The sequence below is a fragment of the Pseudoblastomonas marina genome (genome assembly GCF_034374265.1).
Lineage (GTDB): Bacteria > Pseudomonadota > Alphaproteobacteria > Sphingomonadales > Sphingomonadaceae > Alteriqipengyuania_A > Alteriqipengyuania_A marina.
In genome coordinates this window covers 1,023,999-1,046,800 of sequence record NZ_CP139718.1, presented here as the reverse complement: position 1 = coordinate 1,046,800, position 22,802 = coordinate 1,023,999, and the positions used below count along the sequence as shown (strand labels likewise).

Here is a 22,802-nt window from a genome sequence, read left to right as displayed (position 1 = left end):
CGCGTGAAGATCGGTTCGACGCTGATCGAGGCCGTCCGCGGCAACATCGTGACGATGGAGTTCGACGCTATCGTCAACGCGGCCAATTCCTCATTGCTCGGTGGCGGCGGCGTCGATGGCGCGATCCATCGTGCCGCCGGGCCGGATCTCGTCCACGAATGCCGACTGCTTGGCGGTTGCAAGACCGGGCAGGCCAAGACCACCAAGGGCTACCGACTCCCGGCGGAGCATATCATCCACACCGTCGGCCCCGTCTGGCGCGGCGGCGGCAATGGCGAGCCCGAACTGCTCGCCAGCTGCTACCGCCAGTCGCTCGAGCGTGCTGTCGAAGTGGGGGCGCGGACAGTCGGTATCCCGGCGATTTCGACCGGTCTATTCGGCTATCCGCTGGACCGCGCGGCTGAAGTCGCGGTGGAATCGATTGCAGGTTTTTTGGAAGAACGGACCGACTGCTTCGAGCGTATCGCGCTGGTCTGCTTCGACGATGACGCCAAGTCGGCCTTCGACACGGCATTGGAGGAATACTGATGGAAACCAGAGCAGGCGATCCGGGCGCCTTCCGCCAATTCGACCTGTCGCGGGTCGACAGCCCCTCCTTCGTGATCGACGCGGCCAAGCTGCGCGACAATTGCCGGATCCTCGCCGAAATCCGCGACGAGGCCGACATCAAGGTGCTGGCGGCATTGAAGGCGTTCAGCATGTGGAGCGTTGCGCCTCTGATCGGGGAATATCTCGACGGCGTGTGCACCTCGGGCCTGTGGGAAGCGCTGCTCGCCTCCGAACACTATGACGGCGAGATCGCGACCTACAGCGCGGCCTACAAGCCCGAGGACATTCCCGAGGTCTGCCGCCTGTCCGACCACGTGATCTTCAATTCGCCGCAGCAGATCGCGCGCGCGGCGCTGATCCTCGAGCAGGCGCGCTCGCAGGGCAACGATTTCGACGTGGGCCTGCGGATCAACCCGCAATCGCCCGAGGGCGAAGTGCCGCGCTACGATCCGTGCGCGCCGCATTCTCGGCTCGGCTTCCCGCTCGACCAGCTGACCGATGAGCACATGGAGGGGGTCAATGGGATCCACTTCCACACGCTGTGCGAGCAGGATTTCGAGCCGCTCCATCGGACCTGGGACAAGGTGTTCGACGCCATCGAACCTTATTTCGACCAGCTCGACTGGATCAACATGGGCGGCGGGCACCACATCACCCGCGCCGATTACCAGCGCGAGGAACTGGTCGAATTCCTCAAGGACGCCAAGGAAGACACCGGCTGCGAGATCTATCTCGAACCGGGCGAGGCGGTGGCGCTCGATGCGGGTATCCTCGTCGGCACCGTGCTCGACACCCACGTCAACGAAATCCCGCTGGCGATCACCGACGTCTCCGCCACCTGCCACATGCCCGACGTCATCGAGGCGCCCTATCGCCCCGCCATGCTGGGCGAGCAGGGGGAGGGGAGCCCGGTCCGCTTCGGCGGTCCGTCCTGCCTCGCGGGCGACGTGATCGGGGATTACGTCATGCCCGGCAAATGCGAGCCGGGTGCGCGCTTCGCCTTTCTCGACCAGGCGCATTACTCGATGGTCAAGACCACGACCTTCAACGGCGTGCCGCTGCCCTCGATCTGGCTGTGGGACAGCCAGACCGACCAGCTCGAGCAGATCCGCAAGTTCGGTTATCGCGATTTCCGCGATCGGCTGAGCTGACGATCTCGGAACGCATGGCCGCGCGGCGGCATTGACCGTACGAACCTGCATGTTTCGCGCTTGCATCTGCGCGCAACGGCTCTATATGCGCGCTTCCGCTGCCCCAAGGGGACTTCCTAACCGCAAGGCAGCTTGTCGTTTCATGGTTTAACAAACCGTTTTGGGGGTCCCTTGAATTGCACCATTTCCCTGACGCCAAGGCTGTAGTCGACGCCCTCGAGCCCGACGAGCCCGTGATCCTCGACCGGCCGCACGCGGCCCGGCGCGCGGCGCGTTTCTTCGTCGAGAAGTTCCCCGGCAAGTCGCTTTACGCGGTGAAGGCCAATCCTTCGCCCGACCTGCTGCGCGTCCTGTGGGATGCCGGGGTGACGCATTACGACGTCGCCTCGATCGCCGAGGTGCGCCTCGTGCGCTCGATCCTGCCGCAGGCAACGCTGTGCTTCATGCACCCCGTCAAGACCGCGCGCGCAGTGGCCGAGGCCTATCACGAGCACGGCGTGAAGGTGTTCAGTCTCGATTGCCGCGAGGAGCTCGACAAGATCGTCGCAGCGACCCGCGACGAGGCCGGCAACGACGCCGCCGATCTCGCGCTGCTGGTGCGGCTGCGGGTCTCGTCCGAGCACGCGCAGCTCTCGCTCGCGAGCAAGTTCGGGATCGACCTCGCGGACGCCACCGGGCTACTGCAGGCGACCCGGCAGGTCGCCGACACCTTCGGCATCTGCTTCCACGTCGGCAGCCAGGCGATGACGCCCTTCGCCTACGTGCAGGCGATGGAGCGCGTGCGCGCGGCGATCGTCGCGGCCTCGGTCACGGTCGACGTGATCGATGTCGGCGGGGGGTTCCCGAGCGTGTATCCCGGCATGGAACCGCCGCCGCTCGAGGACTTCTTCGGCGCCATCCACAATGCCAACGAATCGCTCCCGATCTCTTATTCCTCCGAGCTGTGGTGCGAGCCCGGCCGCGCGCTGTCGGCGGAATACAATTCGCTGATCGTGCGGGTCGACCGTCGCCGCGGCGACGAGCTCTACATCAATGACGGTGCCTATGGCGCGCTGTTCGACGCCGCACATGTCGGCTGGCGCTTCCCCGTCCGCCGACTGGGCGACAACGGCACACCCACCGATGCCGAGACCTATCGCGAATTCGCCTTCTACGGCCCGACCTGCGACGATGCCGACTACATGGCCGGCCCGTTCCTGCTGCCCGAGGATATCGGTGCCGGCGACTATATCGAGATCGGCATGATCGGCGCCTATGGTGCGACGATGAAGACCGGCTTCAACGGCTTCGGCGGCGCGACCGTGGTGACCGCGACCGACGAACCGATGGCGAGCCTCTATCGCGACGACCGCGAGATCGTCCGCCGCGACAACGTGGTGAGCCTGCGCTAGACAGCACAATCTCCATGTGTATTATATAAGCAATACACATGGAGATGACGATGCTGAAACAGATGCTAATTGCGGCGATTGGTGTAATTGCGTTCGCGACACCGTTGCCCGCGCAGGAAGCCCCGCCGACCACGCAGGTGATGGTTCTCGGCAGCTATCACTTCTCCAATCCAGGCCTCGATGCTGTCAATCTCGAAGCGGACGACGTTCTGTCGGAACGGCGCCAGCGCGAGATCCAGATCCTGGCGGAGACGCTTGCCGAATGGCGTCCGACCAAGATCGTCGTCGAACGTGTTGTCCCGGCACCGACATTTCTTGATTCGCGCTACGCGGATTACGAGAAATCGCTCGCGACGCTGCGGGGGGAGGACGTCCAGATAGGATACAGGGTGGCGAAGATGCTCGATCACCCGGCGGTCTATGGATTCGACGAGCAACCCCAAGGCGATGAACCCGACTATTTCCCGATGGGTCCGCTGATGGAGTTCGCCAAAGAGAACGATCAGCAGAATGTCGTCGCGGGACTCATGGCGATCGTAGAGGCCAAGATGGCTGAAGAACAGGCTGCAATGGAAGGCCGTTCGATTGCTGCAAATCTGCTGATGCACAACGATCCAGAAGTTCTCACTTCGATGCACGACCGCCTGTATTACGGGTTGATCGAGATCGGTGATGGCGAGGATCAACCCGGAGCTGTGCTGAACGCAATGTGGTACATGCGCAATGCCAAGATGTTCGCCAAGATGGACATGGTCGCTGAGCCAGGCGATCGGGTGTTGATGATTGTCGGCAGCGGACACGCCACCTGGATGCGTCATTTCGCCCAACGCACGCCGGGCTATAGCCTCGTCGAGAGCTATCCTTATCTCGAGCTGGCCGACGCCCGCAGCGCGGATACGGAATAACGATCCCGATGCACCCGCCGCAATTTCCGTGAAGCGTGGGTCTACCTGCGAAGAACCCCACGCCTTGTGCGGGGTGCGCCGGATCGACGACTTGCGTCACCCTCTTCGGCTTCGTAGCATGTTGCTCGTTACTAACCGTTCATCAAAGGATACTGTATGACCGCCGGGCCCATCGTCGTCGCCACCGATTTCAGCGCCCGTTCGGACCGCGCGGTCGATCGTGCGATCCTGCTCGCCGAGCAGCTCTCGCGCCCGCTCAAGGTAATTCACGCGACCGAATTGTCGGAGAATTCGCAGGCCGATCGCAAGCGACTCGAGCGCCAGCTGCGCGAGCTCGTCCGCGATGCCGATTGCGAGGTCGAGCTGCTGTGTCCGAGCGGGACCGTGCCCGAGGCAATCATCGGCGCGGTGCGCGAGTCGGGCGCATCGCTGCTGGTGATGGGCGTCGCGCGCTACAATTCGGTCGGCGACTACTTCCTCGGCACCGCGGTCGATCACGTGCTGCGGTACAGCGAAATCCCGACGCTGGTGGTCAAGCGGCGTGCATCCGGGCCGTATCGTCGCGTCCTCGTCGGCACCGATTTTTCCGAGGCCTCGCGGCAGGTGCTCGACCAGGCGCAGGCGCTGCTGCCCGAGGCCGATTTCCATGCCGTGCACGCCTATCACGTCCCCTTCGACGGCTGGCAGAAGGCCGAATATATCCGCGACGAACTGCGGGAGCACGTCGACTCCGAGATGGCGAAATTCACCCGCGACCACGACCACCTCGAGGGAGAGACGGTCGAGGGCGAGACCGGGCGGGTGATCGCACGCGCGCTCGAGCGGCACGATTGCCAGCTGATCGCGATCGGATCGCACGGTCACAGCGGCTTCCGCCAGGCGCTGCTCGGCAGCACCACCAGCGACCTCCTGCGTGAACTCGATGCCGACGTGTTGGTCTTTCCGCCCGCGAAGGACGCCTAGCGCGGCGGCCGCGCCGCGAGCGCGTCAGAATCGGACCGTTTTCATCGCTTCTCGCCCGTCCTATTCGAGCGGTGGGCATCTGCGAAGGAGTCTGCCGTGGATTTGAAGAGGCTGGGCCGCAATACCGTCGCGGCGATCGCTGTCCTCGTTGTGTCGGGCACCGCTATGGGGGCGGCGCAGGCGCAGCGCCAGGATGCGGCCGGCGGAGACACGATCACCGTGCTGCGGAAGGACGAGACCTACACCTATTTCCTGCACGCCTCGAACGGGGCGGTCCGATATTGCAAGCTGTGGGAAGGTTACAGCCCGAGCATCACCTGCACGGAGTGGACCTGACCTATCCGGCCCCGCCGACGACCACTTCCATGAAGCGGCGCGGGGTTTTCGGCTGTTCGGGCACGATACCCTTGGTCTCCGCACCCTGCGGCAACGCTTCGAGCGGCATGCCGGCGGCGGCGAGGGCATAGGGGCTGATCCGGTGGCGGGTGCACAGGCCCCCCGCACCGTCCGACACCAGCGGTGCCTCGAACTCGACCCCGAATTTTTCTTCCTTGGAATGCTTGACCACACCGACGGCGAGCTGGCCGCCGCCCAGATCGAGCACGATCGGCTCGCCCTCCGGCACCCCGACCAGTCCTTCGACCAGCGCGCCGGTGGTCGAGAGGTCGCGCATCACCGCCGTGTAGCGATGATCCTCGTGGATCACGCCTATGCGGCGATAGACCGAGCGACGATCGGGCCGGTGGGTCTCCGGGCCGTCGGGTTCGATCCGCAACTCGTCGGCCTCGATCAGCTCGGCGATCTCGGCGGCGGGCATCGCCTTGGAGTAGAGCCAGCCCTGGATATATTTTGCACCCTTCGACTTGACCAGTTCGAGCTGGTCGAACGCCTCGACGCCCTCGACCGTCACATCCATGCCCAGCGCGTCGGACAGGCCGATGATCGCGGCGATGATCTTGGCGCTGTTCTGGTCTTGCAGGGTGCAGGAGTCGACGAAGCTCTTGTCGACCTTGAGCTTGTCGAACGGCGCGGCGCGCAGATAGCTGAGCGAGGAATAGCCGGTGCCGAAATCGTCGAGCGCGATGCGCACGCCGAGTTTCTTCAGCTGGTCGAAGGTTTCCTCGACCGTCTCGCTATCGCCCATGAACACGCTCTCGGTCAGTTCGAGTTCGAGCCGATCGGGATCGAGCTCGCTCGCCGCGAGCGCGTTGGTGACGAGGCTGACGAAACCCTTCTGCGCGAACTGCTTGGCCGAGACGTTGACCGCGACGCGGACCGATTTCGGCCAGGCCTTGGCATCCTCGCAGGCGCGCCGCAGCGCCCATTCGCCGAGCTGGTTGATCAGTGCACTGCTTTCGGCGACCGGAATGAAAGCGGATGGCGGCACCGGACCGCGCTCGGGATGCTCCCACCGCATCAGTGCCTCGAAACCGACGACCATCGAATTGTCGCACTGGACGACCGGCTGGTAATGCAGCTCGAGCTGGTCTTCGTTGAGCGCGATCCGCAAATCGTCGAGCAGCTCCTGGCGTTCCTCCTCCTCGTCCTTGAGATCGGCCGAGTAGAAGCGGAACTGGCCGCGCCCACCGTGCTTGGCGGCATAGAGCGCGAGGTCGGAGGCATGGATCAAGTCCTCGCTCTCGAGCGCGTCATAGGGCGCGATCGCGATCCCGACTGAGGTCCCGATGACAGCGCGCTTGCCGTCGATCGGATAGGGTTGCGAGACGATCTGGATGATCTTGTCGGCCAGCTCGCCGAGTTTCCCGCGATCGTCGATATCGGGCAGGATGATCTGGAATTCGTCGCCGCCCAGACGGCCGATCTCGCCGCGGTCGCCGACGATCGATGTCAGGCGTTCGGCGACGGTCTTGAGCAGCTCGTCGCCGGCCTGGTGGCCCATCGTGTCGTTGACCTGCTTGAACTTGTCGAGGTCGAGCATCATCAGCGCGCAATTGCGCTTGGCCGTCTTGAACGCGGCGAGCACGCTGTCGATCCGGCGGCTCATCCGGTGGCGGTTGAACAGGCCGGTGAGCGAATCGTATTCGGCGAGGCGGCTGTCCTCGAGCTTGCGGTTGTATTCGACCGTCACGTCCTTCGCCGCCCCGCGATAGCCGAGGAAGTTGCCCTCGGGGTCGAGTTTGGGGTGGGCCGAGACCTGCCACCATTTCTGCGTTCCGGTCCTGGTCTCCGGAAGCATGCAACGCACCACGGCATCGGTCAGCTTGCCCCGCGCCTTGATCTGGAATTTGAGCGGGCGCGAGGAGCGGCCGTCGGGATCGTCGGGATCGGTTTCGAACAGGGACGCGAAGGGCTGCGCCAACAATTGCGACGGATCGACGCCGAGATGCTCTGCCGCGCCAGGCGACAGGTAGATCAGCTTGCCGTCGCCGTCGGTCGCCCAGATCCACGCAATTCCGGTGCGCTCGAAATCGTCGAGCACTTCGAGCCGCGCCTTCGCATCGGTGAAACCAGCCGCATCCGCGAACTCGGGACCGCCCGCATCCGCATGCGTCGGAACCTCGGCAGCGCTGCCTCGATTTCGGAAAAATGCCATCGTCGTCCCTGTGCGGGGGCGTCCTTTTACGCGCACCGCCCCAAGGCAATGTCACGGTAAGGTTTCCATTCGCCTAACGATTTTCGTTTTGTCGCGCCGAGATCGTGTCAGGGATCGACGAATTTTCTCGCGGATTCGCGGCGATGCGGGCATCCCGGCCAGCAGCAAGGGCGCTTCTTGCCCTCGAGTATCTCCTCGCGCAGCCGCGCACGGCGCTTTTCGCGCGTCGCCTCCTGCTTTGCCGAGATCGTCCAGCAGATCCATTCGTTGCGCGCCAGCGCAGTCAGCGCGTGCCATTTTTCGGCCAGTTCGGGGCTGGCGTCGAGCATGGCCTTGAGTGCGGGAGGTGTACGGTGGCGAAAGTCGGGGTCGGCAACCGCAACCACGGATCAGGCGGCCTGGCGCAGTTCCAGGTCGAGCCGGTCCCAGATCTCGACCAGCGCGGCGACGAGTTCGCGCATCATTTCCTCGCTGTGCGCGGGGCCGGGGGTGAAGCGCAGGCGCTCGGTGCCGCGCGGCACGGTCGGGAAATTGATCGGCTGCACGTAGACGCCGTATTCGGCGAGCAGGATGTCCGAGATCTTCTTCGCGCGCACCGGATCGCCGACCATAAGCGGGACGATATGCGTGGTGCTGTCCATCACCGGCAGGTTGGCTTCGGCCATCAGCGCCTTGAGCCGGGCGGCGGCGAGTTGCTGCGCGTCGCGCTCCTCGCTGGAAGCCTTGAGGTGTTTGACCGAGGCCAGCACGCCCGCGACCAGCACCGGGGAGAGCGAGGTGGTGAAGATGAAGCCCGGGGCGTAGCTGCGGATGCAGTCGATGATCTTCTTGTCGGCCGCGATGTAGCCGCCCATCACGCCGAACGCCTTGCCCAGCGTGCCCTCGATGATGTCGATCCGGTGCGCGGCCTCGTCGCGCTCGGTGATCCCGCCGCCGCGCTTGCCGTACATGCCGACCGCGTGGACCTCGTCGACATAGGTCAGCGCGTTGTATTTCTCGGCGAGGTCGCAGATCGCGTGGACCGGGGCGACGTCGCCATCCATCGAATAAACGCTTTCGAACGCGATCAGCTTGGGCGCGTCACGATCCTCGGCGGCGAGCAATTGCTCGAGATGGTCGAGATCGTTGTGACGGAACACCCGCTTGTCGCAGCCCGAATTGCGGATCCCGGCGATCATGCTCGCATGGTTCAATTCGTCGGAAAAGATCACGCAGCCCGGCAGGAGCTTGGCAAGCGTCGACAGGGTCGCGTCGTTGGAGACGTAGCCGCTGGTGAAGAGCAGCGCGCCTTCCTTGCCGTGGAGGTCGGCCAGCTCGTGCTCGAGCTCGACATGGTAGTGGGTGTTGCCGCCGATATTGCGCGTGCCGCCCGAACCCGCGCCGACATCGTGCAGCGCCTCTTCCATCGCCTCGATCACCTTGGGGTGCTGGCCCATCGCGAGGTAGTCGTTCGAACACCACACGGTGATCGGTTTCGGGCCGTTATGCCCGGCGAAGCAGCGTGCGTTGGGGAAGGCGCCCTTGTTGCGCAGGATGTCGATGAAGACGCGGTAGCGCCCTTCCTCGTGGAGGCGTTCGATCGCCTGGTCGAAGATATGCTGGTAGTTCATCGGTGCATCGATTCCGTGCGCGGTGCACTAGCGCCGTAACCCGCCGATTAGAAGGATTGTCTTTGCGAACGACTCGCAAGAATTCAGAGGGTTTCGCACGCCTCGAGGCCGTAGCGGGCGAGCGCGGGTTCGAGCGCGGAGAAACGTCCGTCGGGCGCGGTCAGGACAAGCCGGTCGGGGCGGTCGCGGGTGAATGATTGGCCTTCGAGCAGGTGGGCGACCCGCCGGGCGATCCCTTCGGCCCCGTGGACGAAGCGCATGCGCCGAGGATCAGGGCCCAGCGCGGCGCGCAATTCGTCCTCGACCAGCGGGAAATGGGTGCATGCGAGCACCACCGTGTCCATCCGCTCGCCTCCGGGCTGCTGGCGGAAGGCGCGGGCGACGCGTTCGAACACCGCCGGGTCGGGGGTGCCGCCGTGGAGTTTTTCCTCCGCCGCCGCCACCAGCTCGGCCGAGCCGTGGCGCAGCAGGATGCAGCCATTGGCGAAATCCTGCGCCAGGGCATCGACATAGGCCTGGCGCACGGTCGCCTCGGTGCCGAGCAGGCCGATCACCCCGCTCTCGGTCAGCTTGGCGGCGGGCTTGATCGCGGGCACCGTGCCGACCACCGGCAGGTCGAGCGCGGCGCGGACGTCTTCCAGCGCGATGGTCGAGGCTGTGTTGCAGGCGATCACGACGAGGCGGGGGCGGTAGCGTTCGACCAGCCGCCCGAGCAGCGCCGGGATCCGCGTCGCGATCTGCGCCTCGCTCTTGGTGCCGTAGGGATAGCCCGCATTGTCCGCGGCATAGACCACCGGTGCTTCGGGCAGTTCGCGGCGCACGGCCTCGAGCACCGACAATCCGCCGACGCCGGAATCGAACAGCAGGATGGGAGCGGTCGCTTGTGAAATGTCCAATTCCGTTCGTCCTGAGCTTGTCGAAGGACCGTTGTTTCTACTAGCGTTGCGCATAAGCAGGACAGCCGCGCTTCGACAAGCTCGGGGCGCACGGGGAGGCCAAGATGTTCGAATTCAACACCGAAACCGGGCTAGCGATGCTCGCCGCCTACCTCGTCGGTTCGATCCCGTTCGGCCTGCTGCTGACCAAGGCGGCGGGGTTGGGCGACGTCCGCGCGCAGGGCTCGGGCAATATCGGCGCGACCAACGTGTTGCGCGCCGGGGGCAAGAAGCTCGGCGCGGCGACCTTGCTGCTCGACCTGCTCAAGGGGCTGGCGGGCGTGCTGATCGCGCGCTTCGCGTTCGGAGAGGATACGGTGCCCTATGCCGCCGTCGCCGCCGTGCTGGGCCATTGTTTCCCGGTCTGGCTCGGCTTCAGGGGCGGGAAGGGCGTGGCGACCAATGCGGGCGTCGCCTTCGGTCTCGCCTGGATGCTGGGTGCGGTCTACGCGATCGCCTGGCTCGGTGTCCTCGCGGTGACGCGGATCAGCTCGCTGGCGGGAATGACGGCGGTGGTGGTCACGGCGGTGGCCGCGTGGTTCGCGGGCGAGACGGAAGCGTTCATCGCGCTGGCGGTGATCGCGGCGCTCGTTCTGTGGCTCCACCGCGCGAATATCGGGCGGCTGCTCAAGGGTGAGGAACCTAAGGTCGGTTCGAAGACGTGAGCGCGCTCACCCGTGACGAGGCCTTCGCACGCATCCGCCTGCTGCGCTCGCCCAATGTCGGGCCGGTGGGCTACCGGCAATTGCTCCAGCGCTTCGGCACCGCTGCCAGGGCGATCGAGGGACTGCCCGATCTGGCGCAGCGCGGCGGGCGAAGGATTACCCCCACGCCGGTCGGCAAGGTCGAGGGAGAGATCGCGGCGGTGAAGAAGGCCGGCGCGCGATACCTGTTCCACGACCAGCCCGATTACCCGCCGCTATTGGCCGAGCTCGACAGCGCGCCGCCGATCCTGACCTATCGCGGCGATCCCGCACTGGCGGCGAAGCCTTGCGTGGCGATGGTCGGTGCACGCAACGCCTCGGCGGCGGCGGTCAAGCTGGCGCGCGATTTCGCGGCGAAGTTGGCGGCCGAGGGTTGGACCGTCGTTTCGGGCCTCGCGCGCGGGATCGACGGGGCGAGCCACGAAGGCGCCATGCCCAGCACGATCGGTGTCATCGCGAGCGGAATCGATATCGCCTATCCGTCGCAGCACGCAGAACTGCAGGAACGGATCGCCAACGAGGGCCTGCTGATTGCCGAACAGCCCCCCGGTACCGAGCCGCGCGGGCGGCACTTCCCCTCGCGCAACCGCATCATCGCCGGGCTGGCGGCGGGCACGCTGGTGGTCGAGGCCGCCCCCAAATCGGGTTCGCTGATCACCGCGCGGTTGGCGGGCGAGGCGGGGCGCGAGGTGATGGCGATCCCTGGTAGCCCGCTCGACGCGCGCAGCCACGGTTGCAACCAGCTCATCCGCGAAGGCGGCGTGCTGGTCCAGTCGGCGGACGAAGTGATCGAACTGCTCTCCGGCTTCGACGGCAACCCGCGCAGCACGTTCCGCGAGGCAAGCGCACCGATGTGGGAGCCCGTCGAGGATTTGTCCGAAGCCGAACCCGCTGAGCTGGCCGACTGGCTTACCACCGCACCGGTCGCGGTCGACGAACTGATCCGCCAGTCGGGCGAGGACGCGGCGGCGGTTCAATTGGCGCTGCTGGAGCTCGAACTGGCCGGACGGTTGGAGCGGCACGCGGGTGGCCGAGTCAGTCTGCGCTAGGCCGCACTCTCTACGGATTTGATTTCAAATTCGAGATCGTAGGGGTCGAGTTTGTCGGTTCGAGCAGGCGTGACTGTCCAAAATTCGATTTGGTCGATGAGTCCGTTGGCTTGGAAGAGGATGATCCCCATGCCGTTCTCAATTCCAGACACCTCGGCGAATGCATGTGCGACGTCCGATTTGGACTGGGTCATCAAAGGGGCATCTTTCTTAACCTTCAGCGTCGTGAAAAATCCGACACCCGTATTCTCTCTCTTAACGACCTCTGCGTTCGCCACTTGCATTTCCAAGGTGGGCCTAGCTTCGGGACACGCCTCGATCATGCGCGAGAGCCCAGCGTTCTCGAGATTTGTAAATTTCATTCTGCAAGCATTGATCGGGCGAGGGCTGCCTTGCAAGCCGATCGACCACAAACCCGCTTGACGAATCGCGCGGCTCGCTGACCATCGCGCGTACGTACACGTACACACGTAAGGGACTGCCCGAACTCACATGCAGCTTGTTATCGTCGAATCGCCGGCCAAGGCGAAGACCATCGAGAAATACCTCGGCAAGGACTACAAGGTCCTCGCCAGCTACGGCCATGTCCGCGACCTGCCGCCCAAGGATGGCAGCGTGCGCCCGGACGAGGATTTCGCAATGGACTGGGAGGTCTATGCCGACCAGCGCAACCGCTCGCAGGTCAAGGCGATCGCCGATGCGGCCAAGAAGGCCGACCGCCTGATCCTCGCAACCGACCCCGATCGCGAGGGGGAGGCGATCAGCTGGCACGTGCTCGACCTGCTGAAGAAGCGTAAGGCGCTGCCCGCCGAGGTCGAGCGGGTGACCTTCAATGCGATCACCAAGCAGGCGGTGACCAACGCGATGGAGCATCCGCGCCAGCTCGACCAGGACCTGATCGACGCGTATTTCGGCCGCCGCGCGCTCGATTACCTGTTCGGCTTCACGCTTTCGCCCGTGCTGTGGCGCAAGCTGCCCGGCGCGAAGTCGGCGGGCCGCGTGCAATCGGTCGCATTGCGGCTGATCGTCGATCGCGAGCGCGAGATCGAGGCGTTCAAGTCCGACGAATACTGGTCGGTCGTCGCCAAGATGGAGCAGGACGGCACCGGCTTCGACGCGCGGCTGGTCAAGTTCGAGGGCGAGAAGCTCGAAAAGCTCTCGCTCGGCAATGAGGGCATTGCGGGCAAGGCCAAGACGGCGGTCGAAGAGAGCGAATTCCGCGTCGTCGGCGTGGATACCAAGCCGTTGCAGCGCAGCCCCGCTCCGCCCTTCACGACCTCCACGCTGCAGCAGGAGGCCGCGCGAAAACTCGGCTTTTCGGCCAGCCACACGATGCGGCTCGCGCAGTCGCTCTACGAGGCGGGCGCGATCACCTACATGCGTACCGACGGCGTCTCGATGGAAGGCAGCGCGATCGCCAGTGCGCGCAAGGCCATCACGCGCCGTTACGACGGACATTACCTCCCCGAAAAACCGCGCCAGTACAAGACCAAGGCCAAGAATGCTCAGGAAGCGCACGAAGCGATCCGGCCGACCGATTTCATCAAGGAAAAGGCCGGGCGCGGCGACGAGGAAAAGCTCTACAAGCTGATCTGGACGCGCGCTCTGGCGAGCCAGATGGCCTCGGCGCGATTGGAGCGCACGACCGTCCATTTCGAGGACGCGACCGGCCAGCACGGCCTTCGCGCCAACGGCCAGGTGGTGAAGTTCCCCGGCTTCCTCGCGCTGTACGAGGAAGGCATCGACAAGCGCGGCGACGAAGAGGACGAGGACGGTTTGCTGCCCTTCCTGCGCGAGGGCGATGCGCCGGCGAAGCGCGAGGTGATCGCGACCCAGCACTTCACCCAGCCACCGCCGCGCTTTTCCGAGGCCTCGCTGGTCAAGCGGCTCGAGGAGCTCGGCATCGGGCGTCCCTCGACCTACGCCTCGACGATCCAGACGCTGCGCGATCGCGATTACGTGCGGATGGAGAAGAACCGCTTCCACGCCGAGGAAAGCGGGCGCCTGCTGACCGCCTTTCTCGAACGCTTCTTCACTCGTTACGTGGCGTTCGATTTCACCGCCGGGATGGAGGACGAACTCGACGAGGTCTCGGGCGGGCGTGCCGAGTGGAAGAAGGTGCTCGAAGCCTTCTGGCGCGACTTCAAGCCCAAGAGCGACGAGGTGATGGAGCGCAAGCCCTCCGAAGTCACCGAGGTGCTCGACGGCTTCCTCGAGGATTACCTGTTCCCCCCGCGCGAGGACGGGACCGATCCGCGCCTGTGCCCGCGCTGCCAGGACGGGCGGCTCGCGCTGCGCGGTGGCAAGTACGGTGCATTCGTCGCCTGCTCGAACTATCCCGAATGCAAGTTCACCCGCCGTTTCGCCCAGCCGGGCGCCGATGGCGAGGATCCGGCCGAAGATACCATCATGGGCAAGGATCCCGAGACCGGTCTCGAGGTCGAGCGCAAGACCGGGCGATTCGGACCCTACATCCAGCTGGGCGAGGGCAAGGACGCCAAGCGCGCCTCGATTCCCAAGGACCTCGACGACTTCGATCTCGAATGGGCGCTGAAGCTGCTCTCGCTGCCGCGCGTGATCGGCCAGCATCCCGAGACAGGCAATGATATCGAAGCAAGCATAGGGCGTTACGGGCCTTACCTCAGGCACGATGGCAAGTATGCCAAGCTGCAATCGACCCGCGACGTCTTCGACACCGGCATGAACGCCGCGGTCACGCTGCTGGCCGAAGCCGCCAATCGCAAGGGCGGCGGGCGCGCCAAGGCCGAGCCGATCAAGACCTTCGGCAAGCACCCGGTGTCCGAGGCCGAGATGAAGGTCCTGCCGGGCCGCTACGGTCCCTATGTCACCGACGGCACCACCAACGCCACGATCCCGCGCGACATGAAGCCCGAGGACGTGACCGAGGCAGACGCCATCCGCCTGATCGACGAGCGCGTCGCCAAGGGGCCGGCCAAGAAGAAGGGCCGCAAGAAGGCCCCGGCGAAGAAGAAGGCACCGGCCAAGAAAAAGGCTGCAGCCAAGAAAAAGGCTCCGGCAAAAAAGAAGGCGGCCGAGAAATGAGCAAGGAGCGGTTCGAGCGCCACAAACAGCCCTGGCGCCCCGACGAGGCCGGCCAGCTGCGAATGCTGGCCGGGAAGGGGCAGGGGCTCAAGCAGATTGCCAAGGCGCTGGGCCGGAGCGAGGAATCGACCCGCGACTTCGCCAAGAAGAACAAGGTCGCGATCGCGAAGAAGCGCTAGCGGCGGACCCAGATCTCCACTTCGCGGGTGCCGCGGGGCAGGGCGGCGGTGCGCTCGTATCTCGTCGCCAGCGCCTCCTCGAGCACCGCGCGGGTGCGAGCATTGTCGGGATCGTTGTACGGCTCGGCCATCTTGACGATCACCTTGGGGCGCGCGGCTACGATGCGTTCCATCTCGGCGATGGTGTCGATGCCGAGCGCGTGTTCTTCCTTGAAGCTGTTGAGGTGCGTCGGGAAGACGTAGGGCGTCACCGTGCAGGCGCCGGTGGCGTGATAGAGCGCGACGTCGCCTTCGTAGACGTATATGCAGTCGTCCGGCGCGATCGCCTCGGCCACCGTGTCGCGGACCGCCGCGAATTCCTCGCGGCTGCCGTCGATCTGGACGCGGATCACGGTGTGGAGGATGGTGCAGGCCACCCCGAACACCACTACCCCGATCGCGAGCTTGCGGCGCAGGCCATGCCGACCGAGCGCGCGCGCGCCGAGCACGAAGAACGGGACCAGCAACGGGCCGACATAATGGTCGTAATAGGTTCCGATGATCATGAACCCGGCAAACGCGGCGATCGCCCAGCCGGTGACGAAATCGAGCACCGGCGTGCCGTGGTATTTGAGCCCGAGCTTCTGTGGCGCCCACAGCATCAGCAGCCATAGCGGGCTGAGGAAGAACAATAGCACCGGCAGCCGGATCAGCGGGCCTGAAATGCCGCTCTCGCGCTCGAAGATCGAGACGAAATTGGCGTAGAAATAGGCTTCCATGTCGCCGTGATTGGCGTACCAGCCGAGCGCGATCGCGGTCGGCACCAGTGCGCAGCCGACCCAGCCGAGCGCCATCGGCAGGATGCTCCAGCGGTGGAGGCCGACGCGGTGAGCCAGCCACAGCAGTGCGAGGCCGAAATAGATCCCCTCGAACACCACCGTGTACTTTACCTGCATCGCGCTGCCGAGCGCGAGCATGGCGAGGCAACCGCCGAAGAACAGCTTGTGCACGTTGCCGTCGCGATAGCGCCGCGCGAGCCACCATGCGGTGAGCGCGACGAAGAGGTTGTAGAACACCGGGGCCTGCCCGCCGACGAGGCTGAACCCGGCGAGATAGATCGGGTAACAGGCGGCGGCGATGAAGGCGCCGTCGGGCGGCGCGATCATCCGTGCGATCCGATAGATCACCCACGCGGTCGTCCCCGCGAACAGGCCGGCGACCACCTGGTATTGCAGCACGTCCCAAGGACCGAGCGCGCTGGTGGCCGCATAGATGAAGAACAGCCCGATCGGCTTGCGATCCCACAGTTCGACATAGGGGAGCGCGCCCTCGAGCATCCGGCTACCGACGAGCAGGTAAAACTGCTCGTCATTGTAGAGCACCGGGTTCCCGAAGCTGGCCGCACGGGTCAGCGCGGTGATGAGCAGCAGGATCAGGAACACCCGCCCGTCGGCATACCACGGCCGCGGCGGGTTCGGCGCGGCATGGTGCGCGCGATCGGCAGGCGCGGCGGTCACTTCGACCAGTCCAGCCCCATTTCCTCGTAGAATTCGCGATCCTCGTCCCAGCCTTCCTGGGTTTTCACATGGAGGAAGAGGTGGACCTTCTGGCCGAGGATCTCGGACAGCTCCTTGCGTGCGGCTTCGCCGATCGACTTGATCATGCTGCCGCCCTTGCCGAGCACGATCGAACGTTGGTTGTCGCGCTGGACGAGGATCTGCTGGCGGATTTCGACGCTGCCGTCTTCGCGATGGGTGTAGCTTTCGGGGCGGACCATGCTGTCATAGGGCAGTTCCTCGCGCAGCTGCTTGTAGAGCTGTTCGCGGGTGACTTCGGTGGCGAGCAGGCGCTCGCTCGCGTCGGAGACCTGGTCCTCGGGATAATGCCACGGGCCTTCGGGCATCGCCTTGGCGAGTTCTTCCTTCAGCTCGGGTACGCCGTCGCCGGAAAGCGCGGAAACGAAGAACACCTCGTCGAAATCGACCATGCCGGTCAGTTCCTGCGCCAGCGCCAGCAGCGGTTCCTTGACCGCCTTGTCGACCTTGTTGAGCACCAGGATTTTCCGCTCCTTGCGGTCCTTCAGCTGTTCGAGCAGCGGCATCAGCTCGTGCCGGCGCTGCTTGATCGGGTCGACCAGCAGCAGGACGGCATCGGCCTCCTCGGCGCCTTCCCATGCTGCGGAGACCATCGCCCGGTCGAGCCGGCGGCGCGGGGCGAAGATGCCGGGCGTGTCGACCAGCATGATCTGGGTCGGCCCGTGCAGCGCGATGCCCATCAGCCGCGTGCGGGTGGTCTGCGCCTTGGGCGAGACGATCGCGACCTTCTGACCGACCAGCTGGTTGACCAGCGTGGATTTGCCCGCATTGGGCGCACCGATCACGGCGACGACGCCGCACTTGCTCTGCCCGCTCTGGTTCTTGTCGTCAGCCATGGGTCTCGATGAACTTTCTCGCCGCCTGGGTTTCGGCGTCCTGCTTGCTGTTGGAGGTCGCCTCGACCGAGCCGACTCCGTGGATTTCGACGCGCACCGTGAAGCTGCGCGAATGGTCGGGACCCGACGTGTCCACCACCGAATAGCGCGGCGGGCGCTTCTGGTTGCCCGCGGCCCATTCCTGCAGCGCGCTCTTGGGGTGTTTCGAACGCCCGGTCTTGCCCGACAGCGTATCGGCCCACAGCCGCTCGACCATCGCGCTGGCGCGGGTGAAATCGCCGGTCACGAACGCCGCGCCGATAACCGATTCCATCACGTCGCCGAGGATGTTGTCGCTGTCTGCCCCGCCATCGTCGCGCGCCTGCTTGCCGAGGCGGATATGGTCGGCAAGGCCGCAGGCGCGGGCGATATCGGCGCAGGTCCCGCGGCTGACCAGTGCGGCGAGCCGCTGGGCGAGCTTGCCCTCGGCCTGGTGGTCGTGGACGTAGAGCCAGTGCGCGACGGCGAGGCCGAGCACGCGATCGCCGAGGAATTCGAGCCGTTCGTAATCGCGCTTGTGCCCGGTCGAGCCGTGGGTCAGCGCGTCGATCCAGACGTCCTCGTCCCCCAGCTCGCCACCCGCCAGCGCACGCAGGTAATCGCGCGTCTCGTCGGACAGGGCGGGGCGGGTCAGAGCCCGTCTCCGATGCGGTCCCACCTTGCAGCGGTGAACCAGGTCCACGGCAGGACGTATTCGGCGCTGCCGTCGGTCGACCAGATCCGCGCCTGCGCCTTGCCCAGCAGCAGCTCGACCGGCACGAAGCCGACCCCGCCGCCCGGGACTGCCGGTGCGCGGCTGTCCAGTGAATTGTCGCGGTTGTCGCCCATCATGAAGACGTGGCCTTCGGGCACGACAAAGACCTGCGTGTCGTCATAGCGCGAGCGACCGAAATCGAGCGTCATGTAGGTGACGCCATTGGGCAGCGTCTCGCGGTATTGCTCGTAGCGGCAGATGCGCGATCCATCGTCGCCGGTGCTGCGGAATTGCGCGCCTGCGCAGGTCGTGTTCCCCGACATCGGCTGGATGAATTCGCCGACCTTCTCGCGCTTTACCGCCTCGCCATTGATGTAGAGCGCGCCGCCCTGCATCTGGACTTGGTCACCCGGCAGGCCGATCACGCGCTTGATGTAGTCCTCGTAGCTGACCGGGTGCTTGAACACCGCGATATCGCCGCGCTCGGGCTCGCTGCCGAAGATGCGCCAGTCGCCCACCGGCGGTTCGAACAGCAGCGAATAGCGCGTGTAGCCGTAGGACCACTTGCTCGCCGCGAGGTAATCGCCGTTCCACAGCTTGGGCAGCATGGATTCGCTCGGGATCGAATGCGAGGCGAAGAAGAAGCTGCGGAATATGAACACGACGAGCGCGAGCTTGAGCACGAAGACGAAGAGGCTGTCTTCCTTCTTCTCGGGCTTTTCGGGCGTATCGGCTTCCGTTTCGACGGGGGTTTTGGCGGTCTCGTTCATCGCGCGCTGCCGTGTCGCCATTGCGCGCGAAAATCAAGCATGCGCGCCGTGAATGAGGCCTTTATTCGACCGGCGCACGCCACTAGGCGTTGGGGCGTGTCCACTCGAACGGAGCCCTGTGCGTGAGCGATCCCCAAGCCATCTGGAAAGAACTGACCCTGCTCGACAAGCCCACGCTGGCTTCGCTGTTCGAGGAGAAGGGACGCGTCGAGGACTGGTCGCAGGCGCTCGACCTGCCGGGCGGGAGGATCCGGTTCGACTGGTCGAAGACCCATCTCGACGACGCGCATGGCGAGGCTTTCGCCAAGCTCGCCAAGGCGATGGGCTTTGCCGACAAGCGCCGCGCGCTGTTTGCGGGCGAAGTGGTCAACCCGACCGAGGAACGCGCCGCCGAACACACGGCCGAGCGCGGGCACGGGGCGGACGAGGCGGTGGCGCTGGCCGATGCGCTGCACATGCGGATGCGCGGGCTGGTCGAGGCGATCCACGCCGGCGCGTTCGGCGAGGTGAAGCACCTGATCCATGTTGGCATCGGCGGCTCGGCGCTCGGTCCGGCTCTGGCGCTCGATGCGCTGGCAAGAGACGATGCGAAGGTCGACGTGCATGTCGTTTCGAACGTCGACGGCAATGCGCTGAAGGCGGCGTTCAAGGCCTGCGACCCGCAAACCACGATGCTCGCGATCGCCTCGAAGACCTTCACCACGATCGAGACGATGACCAATGCGCAGTCGGTGCTCGACTGGATGGGCGAAGGCGGCGTGTCCGACCCGCAGGGCCGCGTCGTCGCGCTCACCGCCAATCCCGACGCCGCACTCGATTGGGGCGTCGACGAGACGCGGATCCTGCCCTTCAGCGACACGGTCGGCGGGCGCTATTCGGTGTGGAGCTCGATCGGCTTCCCGGTCGCGCTCGCGCTGGGCTGGGAGGGCTTCGCCGCGATGCTCGAAGGCGCAGGCGCGATGGATGCGCATTTCCGCGAGGTCGATGGGCTGGAGAATTTGCCGCTGCGCGCCGCCTTCGCCGATCTTTACTACACCCATCTGCGCGGCAGCCAGACCCGCGCCGTCTTCGCCTATGACGAGCGGCTGCGGCTGTTGCCCGACTATCTCCAGCAGCTCGAGATGGAGAGCAACGGCAAGCGCGTCACCGCCGAGGGCAAGCCGGTCCACGGTCCCACGGCGCCGATCACATGGGGCGGGACGGGCACCGACGCGCAGCACGCGGTGTTCCAGCTATTGCACCAGGGCACGCACCTCGTGCCGGTCGATTTCATCGCCAGCATCGCGCCCGGCCACGATCTCGACCCCGCACATCACGAGATCCTGCTGATGAACTGCTTCGCGCAGGGCGCGGCGCTGATGGCGGGCAAGGAAAGCGACGATGAAGATTTGGGGGGCGCGCGCGCCTATCCCGGCGACCGCCCCAGCGCGACGATCCTGTGCGATGCATTGAATCCCGCCACGCTCGGCGCGCTGATCGCCTTCCACGAACACCGCACCTTCGCCAGTGCCGTGCTGCTCGGCATCAACCCCTTCGACCAGTTCGGCGTCGAACTCGGCAAGCAGATCGCCCGCGCGATGGAAGAGGACGAGGGGGATTTCGATGCGAGTACGAGCGCGCTGCTCGATGCGGCGGGATTGGGGTAAGCCACGGTTCGATTTTGAAAGAAGATCTTCGTCGAGCTTATCGCCTACGAAGAGAAGGAGCGAGCCTCGTTCGTTACCCGGGAAATCGGTTGCGGCCGGATCGGTCGAGCGAGCGTGCCCGGGAGCTTCGCGTAGAGCGCAAGCGCCTTGGCGGTGCGGGCGCATTCGATGGCGGCGCCGCGGGTTTCGGGATCAGGCATCGCCACCTTCGCCCGCCTCCCGCCGCTCGCGTGCCTTGCGCGTCTGTTCCTTCTGGCGCTCGCGCATTCGCAGGCGGGTCTGGCGCGGCGAATGTTGCCGGATATTCCAGATCACCACGCCTGCAAAGGCTACCAGCAATGCGATCAGCGCATAGGCGATCATGAGCCGGACCGTCATGACGATCGCGTTCTTGCAGAATGGCGGACAAATTGCGGCGACATGGCGGCTCCTTCATGCGGGAGCGCGGTATCGTCTCTCAGTTCCGGCAGCGCGTTTCGGTGGCCGGAATATTGCTGACGCTAGTGCATCGGCGCCCTTTCGCCAAGCCTGTTGTGCATTGCACAAAGGCAATAGAGATTGACTTTCGTGCTGCACTGCACCACATGGCTCCCATCGAAGCGCCAGCCAGCGTGAAGCGGCGGCCTTTATGGCGAGCCCCGGCGCGCTTCGGTCCTATCTCCCAGACTTCCCTTTTCACGCGGGCGGTTTTTTACCCCCGCGCCGCGCGAGCTGTGTCTCCGCGCGTCGCATATATTGCGAGTTAAAAACTCTACATGACCACTACATTCGACCAACTCGGGCTCTCGCAGCCCGTCCTCCAGGCGCTCGATCTCAAGGGCTATTCCGAACCCACCCCGATCCAGGCGCAGGCGATCCCGCCCGTGCTCGAAGGGCGCGACCTGCTGGGCATCGCCCAGACCGGCACCGGCAAGACCGCCGCGTTCATGCTCCCGAGCATCGACCGGCTGCGCGAGGCGGACAACCAGACGCCGTTCAAGTCCTGCCGCATGCTGGTGCTCGCGCCGACGCGTGAACTTGCCGGGCAGATCGCCGAATCCGCCAAGGATTACGGCGCGCTCGCCGGGCTCAAGGTGCACAGCATCGTCGGCGGCACCTCGGTCAACAAGGATCGCAACAAGCTGCATCGCGGCACCGATATCCTCGTCGCCACGCCGGGCCGCCTGCTCGACCTGATCGACCAGAAGGCCTTCAACCTTTCTGGCGTGGAAATCCTCGTCCTCGACGAGGCCGACCAGATGCTCGACCTCGGCTTCATCCACGCGCTTCGCAAGATCAGCCAGCTGGTTCCGCAGGACCGCCAGACCCTGTTCTTCAGCGCCACCATGCCGACCGCGATCAAGGAATTGGTCGGCAAATATTGCAACAACCCCGTCACCGTGTCGGTTACGCCTGCGGCCACCACCGCGGAACGCATCGACCAGTACCTCTTCATGGTCCAACAGGACGAGAAGCAGACGCTGCTCGAGATGATCCTGTCCGAGCGACATCCGGTGCCCGGCAAGTTCGAGCGCGTGCTGATCTTTGCGCGTACCAAGCATGGCTGCGACCGGATGGTGAAGAAGCTCTCTCAGTGCGGCATCCCGTCCAATGCGATCCACGGCAACAAGAGCCAGCCGCAGCGCGAACGTGCGCTGGGCGAGTTCAAGAGTGCCAAGACGCCGATCCTGATCGCGACCGATGTCGCCGCACGCGGGATCGATATCCCGGGCGTCAGCCACGTGATCAATTACGAGCTGCCCAACGTGCCCGAACAATATGTCCACCGCATCGGCCGCACCGCGCGCGCCGGGGCGGACGGGATCGCGATCGCGATGTGCGCCGAAGACGAACGCGCCTATCTGAAGGACATCCGCAAGACGACCGATGCCGAATTCGAACGGCTCGACTTGCCGGAGAATTTCCGCGCCGTGGTCGAAGGCGTCGGCCCGACCAAGCGCGCCCCTCCGGGCCAGCGCGCCCCGCGTGCGAACGTCAAGCCGCGCCAGGGCGGCGGACAGCGCAAGCCCGGCGGCGGTCGTGGCGGCAAGCCGCAGGGCCAGGGCGGCGGACAGCGTTCGGGTGGACAGCGCTCGGGAGGACAGGGCGGAGGCGGAAACCGTCGCCGCAACCGTCGCGGCGGGCGCAACAATACTTGACCCGCCCCAGCCGGCTTGTCAGGCGCTGACCCGCGCCAACAAGCTCGGAGAG

The 22,802-nt window shown here is 65.3% G+C and carries 22 protein-coding genes; 12 read left to right on the top strand and 10 right to left on the bottom strand.

All coding sequences use genetic code 11. The features are described 5' to 3' along the window. Positions 1-3: 3 nt before the first annotated feature. From T8S45_RS05065 to T8S45_RS05040, 6 genes are all read left to right on the top strand, one after another. On the top strand, positions 4-528 hold the full coding sequence (locus T8S45_RS05065; protein ID WP_322294906.1) for an O-acetyl-ADP-ribose deacetylase: 525 nt from the start codon (positions 4-6) through the stop codon (positions 526-528). Beyond that, the gene (locus T8S45_RS05060; RefSeq protein WP_322294905.1) at positions 528-1,700 is read left to right on the top strand and encodes a carboxynorspermidine decarboxylase; all 1,173 of its coding nucleotides are present in this window, start codon (positions 528-530) and stop codon (positions 1,698-1,700) included. The genes T8S45_RS05065 and T8S45_RS05060 overlap by 1 nt, the downstream gene beginning before the upstream one ends. 176 nt (positions 1,701-1,876) lie before the next feature. Next, positions 1,877-3,091, top strand: a complete 1,215-nt coding sequence (locus tag T8S45_RS05055) for a type III PLP-dependent enzyme domain-containing protein (RefSeq protein WP_322294904.1) — start codon at positions 1,877-1,879, stop codon at positions 3,089-3,091. A gap of 38 nt (positions 3,092-3,129) precedes the next feature. Next, the gene (locus T8S45_RS05050; protein ID WP_322294903.1) at positions 3,130-3,996 is read left to right on the top strand and encodes a DUF5694 domain-containing protein; all 867 of its coding nucleotides are present in this window, start codon (positions 3,130-3,132) and stop codon (positions 3,994-3,996) included. Positions 3,997-4,152: 156 nt separating this feature from the next. Beyond that, positions 4,153-4,959 carry a universal stress protein gene (locus T8S45_RS05045; RefSeq protein ID WP_322294902.1) on the top strand — a complete coding sequence of 269 codons (807 nt, stop codon included), beginning with the start codon at positions 4,153-4,155 and terminating at the stop codon, positions 4,957-4,959. A 96-nt stretch (positions 4,960-5,055) separates the two neighbouring features. After that, the gene (locus tag T8S45_RS05040) at positions 5,056-5,295 is read left to right on the top strand and encodes a hypothetical protein (protein WP_188641924.1); all 240 of its coding nucleotides are present in this window, start codon (positions 5,056-5,058) and stop codon (positions 5,293-5,295) included. A gap of 1 nt (position 5,296) precedes the next feature. Here T8S45_RS05040 and T8S45_RS05035 read toward each other — a convergent pair whose 3' ends face one another. The 4 genes from T8S45_RS05035 to murI all read right to left on the bottom strand — a co-directional run bounded on the left by T8S45_RS05035 (position 5,297) and on the right by murI (position 10,019). Beyond that, complete coding sequence (locus T8S45_RS05035) at positions 5,297-7,513, bottom strand: putative bifunctional diguanylate cyclase/phosphodiesterase (RefSeq protein WP_322294901.1); 2,217 nt, start codon at positions 7,511-7,513, stop codon at positions 5,297-5,299. 107 nt (positions 7,514-7,620) lie between these two features. Continuing rightward, the gene (locus tag T8S45_RS05030) at positions 7,621-7,899 is read right to left on the bottom strand and encodes a YdeI/OmpD-associated family protein (RefSeq protein WP_322294900.1); all 279 of its coding nucleotides are present in this window, start codon (positions 7,897-7,899) and stop codon (positions 7,621-7,623) included. 3 nt (positions 7,900-7,902) lie between these two features. Next, positions 7,903-9,123, bottom strand: a complete 1,221-nt coding sequence (hemA, locus tag T8S45_RS05025; protein WP_188641921.1) for a 5-aminolevulinate synthase — start codon at positions 9,121-9,123, stop codon at positions 7,903-7,905. A gap of 83 nt (positions 9,124-9,206) precedes the next feature. Beyond that, complete coding sequence (gene murI, locus T8S45_RS05020; protein ID WP_322294899.1) at positions 9,207-10,019, bottom strand: glutamate racemase; 813 nt, start codon at positions 10,017-10,019, stop codon at positions 9,207-9,209. Between the two features lie 104 nt (positions 10,020-10,123). Here murI and plsY point away from each other — a divergent pair, with 104 nt between their 5' ends. Next, complete coding sequence (gene plsY / locus T8S45_RS05015; protein WP_322294898.1) at positions 10,124-10,723, top strand: glycerol-3-phosphate 1-O-acyltransferase PlsY; 600 nt, start codon at positions 10,124-10,126, stop codon at positions 10,721-10,723. Beyond that, positions 10,720-11,811 (top strand): DNA-processing protein DprA, encoded by a 1,092-nt coding sequence (dprA, locus tag T8S45_RS05010; RefSeq protein ID WP_322294897.1) that lies wholly within the window; start codon positions 10,720-10,722, stop codon positions 11,809-11,811. Before plsY ends, dprA begins: the two co-directional genes overlap by 4 nt. Here the strand turns inward: dprA and T8S45_RS05005 are convergent. Beyond that, positions 11,808-12,173, bottom strand: coding sequence for a hypothetical protein (locus T8S45_RS05005; RefSeq protein WP_322294896.1), 366 nt, complete (start codon positions 12,171-12,173; stop codon positions 11,808-11,810). The genes dprA and T8S45_RS05005 overlap by 4 nt on opposite strands. A 130-nt stretch (positions 12,174-12,303) precedes the next feature. On the opposite strand from T8S45_RS05005, the gene topA reads away from it, so the two are divergent. After that, on the top strand, positions 12,304-14,874 hold the full coding sequence (gene topA, locus T8S45_RS05000) for a type I DNA topoisomerase (RefSeq protein WP_188641917.1): 2,571 nt from the start codon (positions 12,304-12,306) through the stop codon (positions 14,872-14,874). Beyond that, positions 14,871-15,053 carry a hypothetical protein gene (locus T8S45_RS04995; RefSeq protein ID WP_322294895.1) on the top strand — a complete coding sequence of 61 codons (183 nt, stop codon included), beginning with the start codon at positions 14,871-14,873 and terminating at the stop codon, positions 15,051-15,053. Before topA ends, T8S45_RS04995 begins: the two co-directional genes overlap by 4 nt. Here T8S45_RS04995 and T8S45_RS04990 read toward each other — a convergent pair. From T8S45_RS04990 to lepB, 4 genes are read right to left on the bottom strand one after another with little or no spacing between them, the layout of a single operon-like run. Continuing rightward, positions 15,050-16,549 carry an ArnT family glycosyltransferase gene (locus T8S45_RS04990; protein ID WP_322294894.1) on the bottom strand — a complete coding sequence of 500 codons (1,500 nt, stop codon included), beginning with the start codon at positions 16,547-16,549 and terminating at the stop codon, positions 15,050-15,052. The two genes, T8S45_RS04995 and T8S45_RS04990, sit on opposite strands and share 4 nt — an antisense overlap. Further along, complete coding sequence (gene era / locus T8S45_RS04985; RefSeq protein WP_188641914.1) at positions 16,546-17,463, bottom strand: GTPase Era; 918 nt, start codon at positions 17,461-17,463, stop codon at positions 16,546-16,548. Before era ends, T8S45_RS04990 begins: the two co-directional genes overlap by 4 nt. Then, a complete protein-coding gene (rnc, locus tag T8S45_RS04980; protein ID WP_322294893.1) occupies positions 17,456-18,160 on the bottom strand; it encodes a ribonuclease III in 705 nt (234 codons plus the stop codon). Before rnc ends, era begins: the two co-directional genes overlap by 8 nt. After that, positions 18,133-18,966 (bottom strand): signal peptidase I, encoded by an 834-nt coding sequence (lepB, locus tag T8S45_RS04975; protein WP_322294892.1) that lies wholly within the window; start codon positions 18,964-18,966, stop codon positions 18,133-18,135. Before lepB ends, rnc begins: the two co-directional genes overlap by 28 nt. Positions 18,967-19,088: 122 nt before the next feature. Here lepB and pgi point away from each other — a divergent pair, with 122 nt between their 5' ends. Further along, positions 19,089-20,612: a glucose-6-phosphate isomerase gene (gene pgi / locus T8S45_RS04970; protein WP_322294891.1), complete on the top strand. Its 1,524-nt coding sequence runs from the start codon at positions 19,089-19,091 to the stop codon at positions 20,610-20,612. Between the two features lie 192 nt (positions 20,613-20,804). On the opposite strand, the gene T8S45_RS04965 is transcribed toward pgi, so the two are convergent. Next, positions 20,805-20,990, bottom strand: coding sequence for a hypothetical protein (locus tag T8S45_RS04965; protein WP_188641911.1), 186 nt, complete (start codon positions 20,988-20,990; stop codon positions 20,805-20,807). A gap of 377 nt (positions 20,991-21,367) precedes the next feature. On the opposite strand from T8S45_RS04965, the gene T8S45_RS04960 reads away from it, so the two are divergent. Further along, positions 21,368-22,750, top strand: a complete 1,383-nt coding sequence (locus T8S45_RS04960) for a DEAD/DEAH box helicase (protein WP_322294890.1) — start codon at positions 21,368-21,370, stop codon at positions 22,748-22,750. Positions 22,751-22,802: the final 52 nt, after the last annotated feature.